This window comes from Streptomyces sp. NPDC044003 (assembly GCF_056435185.1).
The window spans coordinates 968,991-983,958 of sequence record NZ_JBWKFA010000002.1 but is presented as its reverse complement, the minus strand read 5'-3'; the positions used below and the strand labels follow the sequence as shown (position 1 = coordinate 983,958).

The window sequence follows — 14,968 nt, the reverse complement described above, 5'->3', positions numbered from 1 at the left end:
AAAGTCGAATTCACAGGGGTGGGCGTGACCCAGAGGCATCGCAGGGATCGCAAGAAGAAACGACTCTTGTACGGAGCGGCGGCGGCCGTCGTCGCCACCGCCACGATCGGCACCATCGCGGTCGCCTCACCGGGCCTCCTCGGCGCGGGCGACGGCACGTCCGGGGGTGACCCTTCCCTCCAGACGCAGTTCGCAAACGCCGCCCGCGAGTTCGACGTCCCGCAGAGCGTGCTGATGGCCGTGTCGTACCGCCAGACGCGCTGGGAGTCGCACGAAGGTGTGCCCAGCACCACGGGTGCGTACAACGTCATGGGGTTGACGAAGGTCGACCCGGAGGACGTCGAGCAGGACACGGACGAGCAGCTGCTCGATCTGATGAACCGGAGCGGCGACCCGCGCATCGAGAAGCGGTTCGACGGGAAGAAGGCGCTGGCCTCCCTCCCCGAGAAGAAGATCGACACCTCCGACCCGACGCTGCACACGCTCGACAAGGCCGCCGAGCTGATCGACGGCTCGACCGAGTCCGTGCAGAAGGACACGGCCGCCTCGATCCGCGCCGGTGCCGCGCTCCTCGCCGAGTACCAGAAGCAGGCCGGCGCCGAGCTGTCCGACGACCCGGGCGCCTGGTACCCGGCCGTGGCCCGCTACAGCCAGTCCGACGACCGGAAGGGCGCCGACCTCTTCGCGAAGCGCGTCTTCGAGTCCATCAAGACGGGCGAGCGGGAGATCACCGCGGACGGCGAGCAGGTCGTCCTGCCGGCGGACCCGTCGGTGAAGCCGGTCAAGCCGTCGAACGTGCCGCTGGCGGCAAGCTTCACGGCCACGAGCGAGGACCCGGCGGTCGAGTGCCCGACGGGCCTGGTCTGCACGTTCATCCCGGCCGCCTACTCGCAGAACGACGGCAACTACAACATCGCGAGCCGTCCCGCGAACGGCTTCGACGTCCGCCAGATCGTCATCCACGACATCGAGGGCGACCACGACGGTGCCGTCGGTGTCTTCCAGAACCCGCTGAGCTACGCCAGCGCCCACTACATCGTCCGCGCCGACGGTCGCGTGACGCAGATGGTGGAGACCAAGAACGAGGCGTACCACGCCGGCAACAAGACCCTCAACATGCACTCGATCGGCATCGAGCACGAGGGCTTTGCCATCAAGGGTGACTCCGGCTGGTACACCGAGCCCGAGTACGAGTCCTCCGCGGCCCTCGTGAAGTACCTGGCGGCGAAGTTCTCCATCCCGCTGGACCGCGAGCACATCATCGGCCACGACGACGTGCCGAGCATCCTGGACTCCAAGATCCAGGACCACTGGGACCCGGGCCCGTTCTGGGACTGGAACCACTTCATGACGCTGGTGGGCGCCCCCACCGGTGCCGGTGGCGCGGGCGGCCCCCTCCAGGCCGGACAGCTGGTGCGGATCGTCCCGCCGTTCACCTCGGCCAACCAGCAGCAGCTGAAGTACACGGAGCAGGTCGACGGTCAGAGCGTCACCAAGACCACCGTCGCGCTGCCGGTCAACTTCGGCTACCTCTACTCGGAGCCCGTGGCCGACCAGACCAAGGCGCTGACCGACCCGTACTTCACCTCGGGTGCCACGTACGGTTCCAACTGGGCGAACAAGGTCACGGCCGGCAGCACCCACGTCGTCGCCGAGTCCCGGACCGACTGGACCGCCATCTGGTACGGCGGCAAGAAGGCCTGGTTCTACAACCCCGGCGGCCAGTACACGGCCCCCGCGGGCGTGAAGACGGCGATCACCGCCAAGGACGGCGCCACCTCGATCCCGGTCTACGGCCGCACCTACCCCGAGGACGCCGCCTACACGGGCACCGGTGTCCCGGTCCAGGCCAACAACAGCGCCTCGCTGACGAAGTACAGCCTCCCGGCCGGGCAGCTGTACGTGAAGGCCGGCGACCCGGTCCCGGGCGACTACTACTACAGCGCCTACAACACCGACGGCACCCGTGTCGTCGGCACGACCAACATCTTCATCCCGATCCGCTACAACCACCGCATGGCGTGGGTGAAGGCGAGCGACGTCAAGGAGGTCGCCACCACGGCGTCCCTCCGCAGCGACAACCGCTACAACCTCCTCGCCCGGGACGGCTCCGGTGTCCTCTGGCAGTACCAGGGCTCCGGCAGCGCCACCAGCCCGTTCCTGACGCGGTACAAGGTCGGCGGCGGCTGGCAGATCTACAACGCCGTCACCCCGCTGACCGCCCTGCGGGCCGACGGCACCGGTGACGCCGTGGCCCGGGACGCCTCCGGTGTGCTCTGGTACTACCAGGGCAGCGGCAACCCGTCCGCGCCGTTCAAGACGCGCCTGAAGACCGGCGGCGGCTGGCAGATCTACGACCGGATCATCGGCGTCCGTGATCTGACCGGCGACTCCAAGCCGGACCTGATCGCCCGCGAGAAGTCGGGCGCGCTGTGGCTGTACAAGGGCACCGGCACCCCGGCGACGCCGTTCGCCCCCCGGGTGCAGATCGGCACCGGCTGGCAGATCTACAACAGCATCGTCAGCACCGGCGATCTCACGTCCGACGGCAAGGCGGACATGATCGGCCGCGACAGCGCCGGCGTGCTGTGGCTGTACAAGGGCACCGGCAGCGCCACCGCCCCGTACGCCGCCCGCGTCAAGGTCGGCACCGGCTGGCAGATCTACAACAGCATCACCGGTCCGAGTGACATCACCGGTGACGGCAAGGTGGACTTCGTCGCCCGTGACAGCGCCGGCGCGCTGTGGCTGTACAAGGGCACCGGCAGCGCCACCGCCCCGTACACCGCGCGCGTGCAGGTCAGCCCGGGCTGGCAGCCCTACAACCTGATCTTCTGATCGGGCAGAACAGATACGGCCTCGGGGCCCGTTCCACGCCGTCCACGGTGTGGAACGGGCCCCGTTCCCGTGCCCGGCTGCGTTACAGTGCTCGCATGTCGTACGTCTCGCAGACCCAGAACTGGTGGTGGACCGCTCATCCGGCGGCCCACTGACTGCGCGTACACCCACACACGCAAAGGCCGCCCGAGGGGCGGCCTTTCTCGTGCCCGGGCCGTTCCTCCTCTCCGTACTCCACTCGGAAGGAACGACCCGCCCCATGGACCTTTCCCGTCTCCTCGACCCCTCCTGCCCTCCCTTCGCGCTGCTGCGCCGCCGCACCCCCGGCCGTGACCACGACACCGTCGAGGTGCTGATCGGCCGGGTCCACGAGGCCGAGCGCCTCGCGGAGCTTCCCGTGGGGCCCCTGCCGACGCTCGCGCTCGTCCCGTTCCGGCAGATCCGCGAGCGCGGCTTCGACGTGCGGGACGACGGCACCCCGCTCTCCGTGCTCGTCGCCGACGAGGCGTACGAGCTGCCGCTCGACGAGGCCCTCGCCGCGCTGCCCGCCCACGGGGTACGGGTGGAGGGCGGCGGGTTCGACGTCTCCGACGAGGAGTACGCGGAGACCGTGCGACGGGTCATCGACGAGGAGATCGGCTCCGGCGAAGGCGCGAACTTCGTGATCCGGCGCACCTACACCGGCGAGATCCCGGGCTTCGGGCGCGCCGACGCGCTCGCCCTGTTCCGGCGGCTGCTCGCGGGCGAGCGGGGCGCGTACTGGACGTTCGTGGTGCACACCGGGGACCGGACGCTGGTCGGGGCGAGCCCCGAGGTGCACGTCCGGATGTCGGGCGGGACGGTCGTGATGAACCCGATCAGCGGCACGTACCGCTACCCGGCCGGGGCCGCCCCGACCGCCGAGGACCTGCTCGCCTTCCTCGCCGACCGCAAGGAGACCGAGGAGCTCTCCATGGTGGTGGACGAGGAGCTGAAGATGATGTGCACGGTGGGCGACATGGGCGGGGTGGTGGTCGGACCGCGCCTCAAGGAGATGGCCCATCTCGCGCACACGGAGTACGAGTTGCGGGGCAGGTCCTCGCTCGACGTGCGGGAGGTGCTGCGGGAGACGATGTTCGCGGCGACCGTGACCGGCTCGCCCGTGCAGAACGCCTGCCGGGTGATCGAGCGTCACGAGGAGGGCGGCCGGGGGTACTACGCGGGTGCGCTCGCCCTGCTCGGCACGGACGCGAACGGGGTGCAGACGCTGGACTCCCCCATCCTCATCCGTACCGCCGACATCGCCGCCGACGGCCAGCTGCGGGTGCCGGTGGGCGCCACGCTCGTACGGCACTCGGACCCGGCGGGCGAGGTCGCCGAGACCCACGCGAAGGCGGCGGGTGTCCTCACGGCCCTGGGCGTACGGGAGGGGCGGCCGGCCGACGCGTCGGCTCCGGTGCCGCCGCGGCTCGCCGACGACCCCCGCGTGCGGGCCGCGCTGGACGCGCGCCGCGCGGACCTGGCGCCGTTCTGGCTGAAGATGCAGGCCCGTTCGGCGGAGCTGTCCGGGCACGCGCTGGTGATCGACGCCGAGGACACCTTCACGGCGATGCTCGCGCACGTCCTGCGCTCCTCGGGCCTGGAGGTGTCGGTGCTGCGCTACGACGAGCCGGGGCTGCGGGAGCTGGCGCTCGCCCACGAGGGGCCGGTCGTCCTGGGGCCCGGCCCGGGGAACCCCTCGGACGCCGCCGACCCGAAGATGCGCTTCCTGCGCGGCCTGACGGCGGAACTCGTACGGGGACACCGCCACGGCCTGCTGGGCGTCTGCCTCGGGCACGAGCTGATCGCGGCCGAACTGGGCCTGGACATCGTGCGCAAGCGGACGCCGTTCCAGGGGGCGCAGCTGCGGATCGACCTCTTCGGGCAGCAGCAGACGGTCGGTTTCTACAACAGCTTCACGGCCCGCTGCGACGACCGGACGGCGACGGAGTTGGCGCTGCACCGCATCGAGGTGAGCCGGGACGAGGAGAGCGGCGAGGTGCACGCCCTGCGTGGACCGGGTTTCGCCGGTGTGCAGTTCCACCCGGAGTCGGTGCTCACCACGGACGGCGCGGCGCTCACCGCCTCGCTGCTCGCGGGCGTGCTGGTCTAGGAGACGGTCCTCGGTACCAGGACGTTCTCGTCGCGTCGCCGCGCCACGTAGTTGAGGACGTTCTGGACCGTCGTGTCGATGATCTGGCCGACCGCGTCGAGCGTGTAGTACGCCTGGTGGGAGGTGACCACCACGTTCGGGAAGGTGACCAGGCGGGCCAGGGTGTCGTCCTCGACGACCTCCAGGGACTTGTCGAGGAAGAAGAGCCCGGCCTCCGCCTCGTACACGTCCAGGCCGACGCCGGTGAAGCGGCCGGACCGGAGCTCGGTGACGAGGGCCTCGGTGTCGATGAGCCCGCCGCGGCTGGAGTTCACCAGGATGGCGTCGTCCTTCATGGCCCGGAGGGCGGCGGCGTCGACGAGGTGATGGGTGGCGGGGAGCAGCGGGACGTGGAGGCTGATGAGGTCGGCCTCGGCGAAGAGCCGTTCCTTCTCGACGTACTTCATGCCGAGTTCCACGCAGGCGGGGTTCTCGGCGACGTCCCAGCCGAGGAGGTTCATGCCGAATCCGTGGGCGATCCGGGTGAAGGCCTCGCCGATCTTGCCGGTGCCGAGGACGCCGACGGTACGGCCCCGCAGGTCACGGCCCATCAGTCCGTCGAGCCGGAAGTCGAAGTCGCGGGTCCGGTTGGAGGCGCGGACGATGCGGCGGTTGACGGCCGTGGCAAGGGTCCAGGCGAACTCGGCGACGGAGTACGGCGAGTAGTACGAGACCCGGGCGACGGTGAGGCCGAGGCGCTCGGCGACCTCCAGGTCGATGTTGTTGAAGCCGGTGGAGCGCTGGGCGATCATCTGGGTCCCGCCGGCCGCGAGGGTCTGCAGGACCCGGTGGTTCAGGTCGGCGTTGACGCTGGTGGAGATGATCTCGTACCCGGCGGCGATGGGGGCGGTGTCCTCCGTGAGGAAGACTCCCACGCAGCGGACGTCGTGGTGGCCCTCGAAGGCCTTCTCGATGAGGGGCTTCTCGTCCGCCTGCACGCCGAATGCCAGGATTTCCACGGGATTCCCCTCAACGTCACGATGGGCCGTATACGAGCGAATATCGCGAATATACGGCCCCTCGTGACGCCCGGCCGCCTCAGGCGTCGTCGAGGCCGCGCTCGATGGCGTACCGGACGAGCTCCACCCGGTTGTGCAGCTGGAGCTTGCCCAGGGTGTTCTGGACGTGGTTCTGCACCGTGCGGTGCGAGATGACCAGGCGCTCGGCGATCTGCTTGTAGCTGAGGCCCTTCGCGACGAGCCGCAGGACCTCGGTCTCGCGCTCGGTGAGCTGCGGGGCCTTCGGCTCGTCGGCGCCGGCCGCCGGGGCGGGCTCGGAGGCGAGCCGGCGGTACTCGCCGAGGACCAGGCCGGCCAGGCCCGGGGTGAAGACGGGGTCGCCGACGGCCGTGCGGCGCACCGCGTCGATCAGCTCCTCCGTACTGGCCGACTTGAGGAGGTAGCCGGTGGCACCGGACTTGACCGCCTCCAGGACGTCGGCATGCTCGCCGCTCGCCGAGAGGACGAGGACCCGCAGCTCGGGCCGGCCGCCGACGAGCTCCTTGCAGACCTGGACGCCCGGCTTGACCGGCAGGTTCAGGTCGAGGACGAGGACGTCGGGACCGGCCGCGACGGCGCGGCGCACGGCCTGCTCGCCGTCGCCGGCGGTGGCGACCACGTCGAAGCCCGCCTCGGCGAGGTCGCGGGCGACCGCGTCCCGCCACATCGGATGGTCGTCGACGACCATCACCTTGATCCGCTGCTCGCTCACTTCTCCCCTGCCTTCCCCCGTGGAACCTTCAACTCGACTTCCGTGCCCTGGCCGGGGACCGAGATCAGCTCGGCCGAGCCGCCCAGATCCCGCAGTCTCCCCCGGATGGACAGGGCGACGCCCATCCGGCCCTCGCCCCAGGCCTCCGCGAGGCGGCCCTCCGGGATGCCGGGGCCGTCGTCCCGGACGGTGACGATCACCTCGTCCGTCCAGTCCTCGATCAGGATCCACGCGTGCGCGTCCTCCCCGGCGTGCACCCGGACGTTGTCCAGGGCGGCGCCGACGGCGTTGGCCAGCTCCCGGGCGGTGGGCGGCGGCAGCGGGACCGGGGCACCCGGCTCGGAGAGGGTGACCTTGGCCCCGGCGCGGGGGGCGAGCAGGACGCGGAGGTCGACGGGCGCATCGGTGTCGGGTTCGTCGTCGACCTCGACGACCCGGACGAAGGCGCCCTCGGACTCGTCCTCGGAGACCAGGCTGGGCCGGGTGAGCCCGCCCGCGACGAGGGTGCGGAGGGCGACCTCCTGCTCCCCCGCCATCCGGCCGAGTTCGGCGGCCTCGCCACCGAGCGCCGTGCCGCGCCGCTGCACCATCGCGAGGACCTGGAGGACGCTGTCGTGGATGTCGCGGGCGAGCCGCTCCCGCTCCCGGGTCGCGGCCTCGATCTCCAGGGCGCGGGCGAGGGTGCGCTCGGACGCGCGGGCGACCTCGACGACGTAGCCGATGGCGATGGAGGCGACCCAGACGAGGAGCACGTTGTGGAAGGTGTCCCGGCTGGGGTGGCCGCGCTCGATGATGTTGGCGACGGCGACCAGGGAGGAGGCGACACCGGCCCAGCGCCAGCCGCCCTTGATCGCGTACGCGAGGACGGAGCCGGCGGTCCATATGGACGGCAGGGTGGGGCCGTCGATCGACTGGGCGTGGGCGTCGGCGAGCGGGGTGAGGAGGATGCCGACGAGGGCGATGGAGAGGTCGGCGACGAGGAAGCGTCTGGTGCAGCCGGCCGCGTTCGCCACCTTGGGGAGGGTGGCGAGGGTCCAGCAGCACAGCACCGCCAGATAGGCGACGGCGATCCAGGGCCGCTCGTACCGCTCCCGGCCGAAAGCGACCAGCAGGACCGCGTAGACCATCGTCAGGACGCGGTAGCCGGTCAGCGCCCGCCACAGCGGCTGCTCGACCGACATGCGCACGACACGCTCGCGCTTGGCCATCTCCCCCACCCCCGAGTCCCTCGCGGGGACCTACGCGCCGGACTCTTCCCGAGCGGCGATCTCGGCCTTGACGGCCTCCTTGGCCGCCTTCTCCGCCTCCGCGATCTGCCGCTTGGCGGCCGTCGCGTAGATGTCGACGTACTCCTGGCCGGACAGCTTCATGATCTCGTACATGACCTCGTCGGTCACCGAGCGGAGGATGAAGCGGTCCCCCTCCATGCCCTGGTAGCGGGTGAAGTCCAGCGGCTTGCCGATCCGGATCCCCGGGCGCATCAGCTTGGGGACGACCTTGCCGGGCGGCTGGATCTTCTCGGTGTCGATCATGGCGACCGGGATCACCGGCGCGCCGGTGGCCAGGGCCACGCGCGCGAGGCCGCCGGGCTTGCCCCGGTAGAGGCGGCCGTCGGGCGAGCGGGTGCCCTCAGGGTAGATCCCGAAGAGCCCGCCGCCCTCGATGACCTCGATGCCGGCCTTGATGGCCGCCTCGCCCGCGCCACGGGCACCCGAACGGTCCACCGGGAGCTGGCCGACGCCCTTGAAGAAGGCGGCGGTGAGCTTGCCCTTCACACCGGGCGTGGTGAAGTACTCGGCCTTCGCGATGAAGGTGACCTTGCGGTCCAGGACGGCGGGCAGGAAGAAGGAGTCCGAGAAGGACAGGTGGTTGCTCGCGAGGATCGCCGGTCCCTCGGCGGGGATGTTCTCCAGACCCTCCACCCAGGGCCGGAAGGCGAGCTTCAGGGACCCTCCGATGGAGAACTTCATTGCGCCGTAGATCAACTCGCCAAGCCTTCCGTGTGCCGTCGCCACGACTTTATCCCGTACCGACGCACGGCCCCCGCTACGGCCCTGGTCGGTGTCGGTCCGGTCGCGTACCGTGAAGGTCCTTCCCCATTTTCCGTCGCTCCGGCGCACCCGAGAACGCCGGAGTCGCAACCGAACAGGAGACCCCGGTGCCGGTCCTTCCCGGAGCCGAGCCGTACCGCCATGAAGGCGGAGAGGTCGGCGTCCTTCTCTGTCACGGATTCACCGGTTCCCCGCAGTCGATGCGCCCGTGGGCCGAGTACCTGGCCGAGCGCGGCCTGTCGGTGTCGGTGCCGCTGCTGCCCGGTCACGGCACCCGCTGGCAGGACATGCAGCTCACCACCTGGCACGACTGGTACGCGGAGGCGGACCGGGCCCTGCGCGAGCTCCTGGAGCGCTGCCGGACCGTCTTCGTCTTCGGCCTCTCCATGGGCGGGGCCCTCACGCTGCGGCTCGCCGCCCAGCACGGTGACGCGGTGCGGGGCATCGTCCTCGTCAACCCGGGCAACAAGGTGCACGGCCTCGCCGCGCACGCCCTGCCGGTCGTCCGGCACCTGGTCCCCTCCACGAAGGGCATCGCCAGCGACATCGCCAAGGAGGGCGTGACCGAGGTCGGCTACGACCGGGTGCCGCTGCACGCCGCGCACTCCCTGCGCCGGCTCTTCCAGACGGTGGACGGGGAGCTTCCGCAGGTCACCCAGCCGGTGGTACTGCTCCACAGCCCGCAGGACCACGTCGTGCCGCCCGCCGACTCGGCCCGGATCCTCTCCCGTATCTCCTCGACGGACGTGAAGGAGGTCCTGCTGGAACAGAGCTACCACGTGGCGACGTTGGACCATGACGCGGAGCGGATCTTCGACGAGAGCCTGGCCTTCGTCGAGCGTCTGGCCCCGGATCTGGTCGACGGAAAGGGGAGCAGGAGCGGTGGCTGAGCAGCAGGACGGCCCGGAGCGGGAGCCGCAGCCCATCGACGAGGAGGCGGCCTGGGCCGCGATCGTCGCCGGGTACGGCGAGGAGCCCGCGGACCCTCCGGGGACGAAGCCGTTCCGGCCCGTCGAGAACCTTTCGCTGCCCGAGCCCGAAGACACGGACGACGACGGCGGGGAGGTCCGGCCCATCAAGGGCGCGGCCTGGAAGCCGAGGCCGAAGCCCGCGCCGGAGGCCCCCGAGGCGGACGAGGCGGACGAGAACCCGGAGACGGGGCCCGAGCGGCCCGCGCTCGGCAGCTCGATCGTGTTCGCGCCCGGGGTGGGGAGCGGCGGCCCCCGGGACTACTCCCCGGCCGAGTCGGACGACGAGGCGGCGGGCGGCGTCGACGAGGGCCACTTCGTCCCGCCGGAGCCGCCGCCGCTGCCCGAGGCGGACACGACGACCAAGTTCGCCTGGCTCGCGGTCGTCGGCGGCCCGGTCCTGATGCTGCTCGCCGTCGTGCTCCAGTGGGACATGACCTGGTGGCTGACGACGCTCTGCGTGGGCGGCTTCCTGGGCGGCTTCGCGACCCTGGTGGCCCGCATGAAGCACGACGACGACGATGACGACGGCTTCGACGACCCGGGCCGCGGGGCGGTCGTCTGAGGCACCTCTTCCCGGCGCCGCCCTCGCACCGCTCGGCGTCGGGGCGCCTCCCGGGCTTCGGACGGCTGCGCCGGCCTCCGGCCGCCACGTGGCCGGAGCCCGTCGTTCAGCTCGTCGCGGGGACGCGGACCGCGGCCAGCACCGGGAGGTGGTCGATGGCGGCCCGCAGGTCCGCCGGGTCGAGGTCCGTCGGGACTCCGCAGCCGAGGAACTCGACGCCGGGGGTCGCCAGGATCGCGTCGATGCGCTGGTGCGGGTCGGCCGGGGTCGAGGTGTGCTCGCCGCCCCAGGGGCTGACCGCCCAGCCGTCCTGGAGCTCCTTCGTGAGCCGGGTGAAGGCGGGGCCGCCGGGGCGTTCGTTGAGGTCGCCGGCGACGAGGGCGTGCGGGGTGCCGAGGGCGGCGACCCGGTCGAGGACCATCCCGGCCTGGGCGTACCGCTCGTCCTTCCGCAGGCTCAGATGGCAGCTGACGAGACCGAGCCGGGCCCCGGCGAAGCGGACGACGGCGGTCGCGAGGCCGCGCCGGTGCAGGCCCGGGGTGAGCGGCAGCAGGACGTCCTCGGTCCGCTCCACGGTGGCCCGCAGGGAGCAGAGCAGGAGCGGTCCGGCCGCGGTGGCGCCGCCGCTCAGGACGACGAGCTCGCTCTTCGCGGCGAGCCGGGCGGCGTGTTTGCGCCAGCGGAAGAAGCGCGGGGCCTCCTGGACGAAGACGAGGTCCGGGGCGCAGGCGCGGATCACCCGGGCGAGGGCGTCCTCGTCGTCGCGCATCGAACGGACGTTGTAGCTCAGGACCCGGAGGACGGCCGAACCGTCGCTCTCGGTGCGGGAGTTGGGCAGCTCACTGATCGCCATGACGGCCAACATACGACGACCGCCCGCCGGGTCCGAGAGGACGCGGCGGGCGGTCGTCGTATGCCCCGAGGGGGCTGTCAGCCCTGGCGGGCGAGGTCGGCGGCGCCGACCAGGCCGGCCTTGTTGCCGAGCTGGGCCGCGAGGACCTGCGCGTGCGGGCGCCACTGACCGCCGATCAGCCAGCGCCGGAAGGACTTGCGGATCGGGTCGAGGACGAGGTCGCCCTCGTCCGAGACGCCGCCGCCGACGATGAACGCCGAGGGGTCGAAGAGCGAGGCCAGGTCGGCGAGACCGGCGCCCGCCCAACGGGCCAGCTCCCGGAAGGAGTCGATGGCCACCGGGTCGCCGGCGCGGGCGGCCTGGCTGACGTGCTTGCCCTCGATGCCCTCCGGGGTGCCGTCGCCGAGGCCGAGGAGGATCTCCGCGCGCTCCGGGGTGGCGTTGGCACGCTGCCTGGCGTACCGGACGAGCGCGCGCCCGGAGGCGTACTGCTCCCAGCAGCCCTGGCTGCCGCAGCCGCACAGCAGGCCGTCCGGGACGACCCGGATGTGGCCGAACTCGGCTGCCACGCCGAAGCGTCCGCGGCGCAGCTTGTTGCCGATGATGATGCCGCCGCCGAGGCCGGTGCCGAGGGTGATGCAGATGACGTCCTCGTGGCCCTTGCCGGCGCCGAACCTGTACTCGCCCCAGGCCGCCGCGTTGGCGTCGTTCTCGACGACGACGGGCAGGCCGACCCGCTGCTCGACCTTGTCCTTGAGCGGCTCGTGCCGCCAGTCGATGTTCGGCGCGAAGAGGACGGTGGCGCGCTTGTCGTCGACGTAGCCCGCGGCTCCGATGCCGACGGCCTCGATCTGGTACCCCTTGCCGGCCTGGGAGACCGCGTCGCAGATGGCGTCGACGATGCCTTCGGGGGTCGGCGGGGTGGGCACAGTGTGCGTGTCGAGGATGTTGCCCTCCTCGTCGACCACGCCGGCCGCGATCTTCGTGCCGCCGATGTCGACGCCGATGGTGAGTCCCATGTGTCCCTCAGTTTTCGGTCGAGCCCCGCTAAGGCCCACCGTACCCGAGCGGGGGTGGCCCGCCGATCAGTCGAGGTCGATGTGCTGGCCGGTTCCAGGCCCCTCGTCGTCCTTGCGGTCGTCCTTGCGGTCGCCCTTGGGCGGCCTGTCCGGGTCCGCGTCCCGGCGCGGGTCGTCGGCGTCGGGGACGGAGCCGCCGCGGGTCCAGCGGCTCTCGTGGCCCTCGACGGCGGAGCGGTAGGCGGCGAGCAGCTCGCTGCCGGCGGCGGCGAGGTGGTCGAAGACCTGCGGGTTGCGCTCGATGACGGGCTCGACGACGGCCTTCGCCTGGTTGACGAGCTGCTGCACGGTCTCCGCGGCGGTCTGCGCGGCCTGGCCGCCGAGGAACGGGTTCCCGAGGCCGCCGGAGACCTTGTCGGCCACGGCCTCGAAGAGCTTGCGGAACTCCTCCGCGGGCGAGCCGGGCTCGGTCGCGCGCTGCGCCCGGCGGCGGGCCTTCTCCGCCTCCAGGTCCTCGGCACAGGCCTTGGCCCAGGCGTCCGAATCGCTCATGGCGTACTCCTCAGTGGCTGCGTACTTCGACGGTACACGCCGCCTCAGGGGGTGCGGGGCCAGAGCCCGGGGTCGGGTGTGAAGCGCACCCGGAGGTCCCCGTCGACGAGCCCGGCGCCGGTGACAGTGCAGCGGCGCAGGGCGCCCGGCAGGGGGACGCCGCGGCGGAACGCGCCGACGGTCAGGAGCAGTTCGTCGCCGCGGCGGACGAGGTTGAGCTCCTCCTTGACGGCGCCCGGCAGGGGGATGTGCCAGACGAGGACGCCGTCCTCCTCGCGCCGGTCCTCGACCGCCCACTCCGGTACGGGGGCCGCTCCTTCGGTCCGGACGGGCGAGAGCAGCAGCAGGTCCTCGGCCCCGCGCGGGGCCCGGCCGAGATGCGGCAGCTCGTACAGCTCAGCGGTGGCGGCGGTACGGAGCTCCGCGAGGTGCCGGTGCTGTTCGGTGGTGAGTCCGGCGAGCCAGGGGTCCTCGGAGGCGGCGGGCAGGATCCGGTTGGCGACGACGGCGTCGAGGGCGAGGCGCTGGACGGCGAGGCCGAGCCGGGCGCCGCGCAGGGCGCGGGCGGCGCCGGGGCCGGGTTCGAGGACGAGCCGGACGGTGGTGCCGGGGGCCTCGACCACGGCCTGGACGGCGGCCAGCTCGGCCTCCCAGCGGGCGGTGGTCTCGTACAGCCACTGCGCGGGCATGGGGACGCCGGCGAGCTGGGCGAGCATCGGGCGCAGGGCGCGGGCGGCCTGGCGCTCCTGAGGCAGGAGGCGGCGCAGATAGCGGCGGAGCTGGCCGGGGAGGGCGAGGAGGGCGAGGGCCTCGGGGAGCGGCGGCAGATCGACGACGGCGAGTTCGTGGTCACCGGCGGCGGCGTCACGCAGGGCCCTGAGCAGGGCGAACTGCCGGCTCCCGGGGAGCTCGGTCAGCTCGGCGTCCTCGAAGGGGGCGGCGCCGAGGAGGTCGAGGGCGGCGGAGGAGCGCTCCTGGAGGGCCAGGAACTCCCGCCGAAAGTCGGCGGCGGGCGCGGGCCGGAGACTGTCGACGCCCGGGAGCGGGTCCGCGTCCTCGGACACGAGCAGGACGCGGCGTCCGGCCCGGGCCTCGGTGAGGGCGGTGGCGGCGGCGAGGGTGGTGCGGCCGGCGCCGCCGGGGCCGGTGACAAGGATGATCCGCATGCGCCAAAACGTTACCGGGCCCTGATCGTGACCAGCCGCCCAGCCTGCTGCGAGCAGCCACCCACCCCGTTGTGGCCATGCGCTCCACCGGGACGGCGCCCACCCCCACCCCGTTGTGGGCAATCGTTCCGCTGGGGCAGTGCCCACCCTCCCGGACGGCGCCCCGCCCGTTGTGGGCAATCGTTCCGCTGGGGCGGAACGGGTGGGCACAACGGACCCGCGCCCTGCCGGCGCCAGAGGCTTCCGAGCCTGGACCCGCACCCCTTCGTACGCCGAGCTGGTGGTGCGGGTCAGGGCGCGGAACGCGGAGGCGCCGCTAGGGGCGCCGTCCCGTGTGCCCACCCGTCCCGCCCCAGCGGGACGATTGCCCACACGGGCGGTGGGCCGGGGCGCCGCCCAGCGCGGGCGGACACACGGCGGGTGGGCGGCGGGCACCGCCCAGCGCGGGCGCGGGCCCACACGGCGGCGGGTCGGGGCACCGCCCAGCCGGGCGCGGGCCCACCCCGGGGGCCGGGGCGCCGTCCCTCTGGCGCGACCCGCAGCGCAGGTGGGCGTCCGGCCGGGACCGGGCTGCCCGGTGAGGGCTACGCGCCCGATTCCACCCGCTGCTTCAGGCCCGCCAGCGCGCGGTCGATGATGACCTTCTCCGCCTTGCGCTTGATCATGCCGAGCATGGGGATCTTGACGTCCACCGTCAGCTGGTACGTGACCTCGGTGCGCTTGTCCCCGAGGTCCTTCAGCAGGTACGAGCCGTCGAGGGAGCGGAGCATCTGGGACTTGACCAGGGTCCAGGAGACCTCGTTGTCCCCGGTCCAGGTGTACGCCAGGGTGTGGTCGTCCCTGATGGCGCCGGCGTCGAGGAGCAGCCGCACCTTCTCCGCGCGGCCGGCCTCGTCGGACGACAGGACCTCGGCCTCCTTCACCTCGCCCGTCCACTCGGGGTAGCGGGCGAAGTCGGCGATCACGCCCATGACGTCGGCCGGCGCCGCCTCGATGGTGATGCTCGAGCTGGTGTGTTCGGCCATCGCGGTGGCTCCTCCACTGTGCGGTCCGGCGGAAGTAGAAAAGGGGCACAG

14 protein-coding genes are annotated in these 14,968 nt (G+C 72.3%); 5 read left to right on the top strand and 9 right to left on the bottom strand.

The window, feature by feature from the left end; all coding sequences use genetic code 11:
* Positions 1-24 precede the first annotated feature (24 nt).
* The 3 genes from AC07AW_RS11100 (at position 25) to AC07AW_RS11090 (ending at position 4,969) form a co-directional block, all read left to right on the top strand.
* On the top strand, positions 25-2,838 hold the full coding sequence (locus AC07AW_RS11100) for an N-acetylmuramoyl-L-alanine amidase (protein ID WP_478815132.1): 2,814 nt from the start codon (positions 25-27) through the stop codon (positions 2,836-2,838).
* A 95-nt stretch (positions 2,839-2,933) separates the two neighbouring features.
* Positions 2,934-2,993, top strand: coding sequence for a trp operon leader peptide (locus tag AC07AW_RS11095; RefSeq protein ID WP_225798856.1), 60 nt, complete (start codon positions 2,934-2,936; stop codon positions 2,991-2,993).
* A gap of 104 nt (positions 2,994-3,097) precedes the next feature.
* The gene (locus AC07AW_RS11090; protein WP_478815131.1) at positions 3,098-4,969 is read left to right on the top strand and encodes an anthranilate synthase family protein; all 1,872 of its coding nucleotides are present in this window, start codon (positions 3,098-3,100) and stop codon (positions 4,967-4,969) included.
* On the opposite strand, the gene AC07AW_RS11085 is transcribed toward AC07AW_RS11090, so the two are convergent.
* The 4 genes from AC07AW_RS11085 to AC07AW_RS11070 form a co-directional block, all read right to left on the bottom strand.
* Positions 4,966-5,967, bottom strand: coding sequence for a 2-hydroxyacid dehydrogenase (locus AC07AW_RS11085; RefSeq protein ID WP_478815130.1), 1,002 nt, complete (start codon positions 5,965-5,967; stop codon positions 4,966-4,968). The genes AC07AW_RS11090 and AC07AW_RS11085 overlap by 4 nt on opposite strands.
* Positions 5,968-6,046: 79 nt before the next feature.
* On the bottom strand, positions 6,047-6,694 hold the full coding sequence (locus AC07AW_RS11080; protein ID WP_123457269.1) for a response regulator: 648 nt from the start codon (positions 6,692-6,694) through the stop codon (positions 6,047-6,049).
* A gap of 20 nt (positions 6,695-6,714) precedes the next feature.
* The gene (gene macS, locus AC07AW_RS11075) at positions 6,715-7,926 is read right to left on the bottom strand and encodes a MacS family sensor histidine kinase (RefSeq protein ID WP_478815129.1); all 1,212 of its coding nucleotides are present in this window, start codon (positions 7,924-7,926) and stop codon (positions 6,715-6,717) included.
* Between the two features lie 30 nt (positions 7,927-7,956).
* Positions 7,957-8,703, bottom strand: a complete 747-nt coding sequence (locus AC07AW_RS11070) for a lysophospholipid acyltransferase family protein (protein ID WP_174518248.1) — start codon at positions 8,701-8,703, stop codon at positions 7,957-7,959.
* A 173-nt stretch (positions 8,704-8,876) separates the two neighbouring features.
* On the opposite strand from AC07AW_RS11070, the gene AC07AW_RS11065 reads away from it, so the two are divergent.
* Positions 8,877-9,659, top strand: a complete 783-nt coding sequence (locus tag AC07AW_RS11065; protein WP_369143787.1) for an alpha/beta hydrolase — start codon at positions 8,877-8,879, stop codon at positions 9,657-9,659.
* On the top strand, positions 9,652-10,302 hold the full coding sequence (locus AC07AW_RS11060; RefSeq protein ID WP_478815128.1) for a hypothetical protein: 651 nt from the start codon (positions 9,652-9,654) through the stop codon (positions 10,300-10,302). Before AC07AW_RS11065 ends, AC07AW_RS11060 begins: the two co-directional genes overlap by 8 nt.
* A 106-nt stretch (positions 10,303-10,408) precedes the next feature.
* Here the strand turns inward: AC07AW_RS11060 and AC07AW_RS11055 are convergent, their stop codons facing one another.
* The 5 genes from AC07AW_RS11055 to AC07AW_RS11035 all read right to left on the bottom strand — a co-directional run bounded on the left by AC07AW_RS11055 (position 10,409) and on the right by AC07AW_RS11035 (position 14,917).
* A complete protein-coding gene (locus AC07AW_RS11055) occupies positions 10,409-11,155 on the bottom strand; it encodes an endonuclease/exonuclease/phosphatase family protein (RefSeq protein WP_478815127.1) in 747 nt (248 codons plus the stop codon).
* A 77-nt stretch (positions 11,156-11,232) separates the two neighbouring features.
* Positions 11,233-12,174 (bottom strand): ROK family glucokinase, encoded by a 942-nt coding sequence (locus tag AC07AW_RS11050; protein WP_478815126.1) that lies wholly within the window; start codon positions 12,172-12,174, stop codon positions 11,233-11,235.
* Positions 12,175-12,240: 66 nt separating this feature from the next.
* Positions 12,241-12,726, bottom strand: a complete 486-nt coding sequence (locus tag AC07AW_RS11045; RefSeq protein WP_478815125.1) for a DUF5304 domain-containing protein — start codon at positions 12,724-12,726, stop codon at positions 12,241-12,243.
* Between the two features lie 44 nt (positions 12,727-12,770).
* A complete protein-coding gene (locus AC07AW_RS11040; RefSeq protein WP_478815124.1) occupies positions 12,771-13,892 on the bottom strand; it encodes an ArsA family ATPase in 1,122 nt (373 codons plus the stop codon).
* Between the two features lie 584 nt (positions 13,893-14,476).
* A complete protein-coding gene (locus tag AC07AW_RS11035; protein ID WP_478815123.1) occupies positions 14,477-14,917 on the bottom strand; it encodes an SRPBCC family protein in 441 nt (146 codons plus the stop codon).
* Between the last annotated feature and the right edge of the window lie 51 nt (positions 14,918-14,968).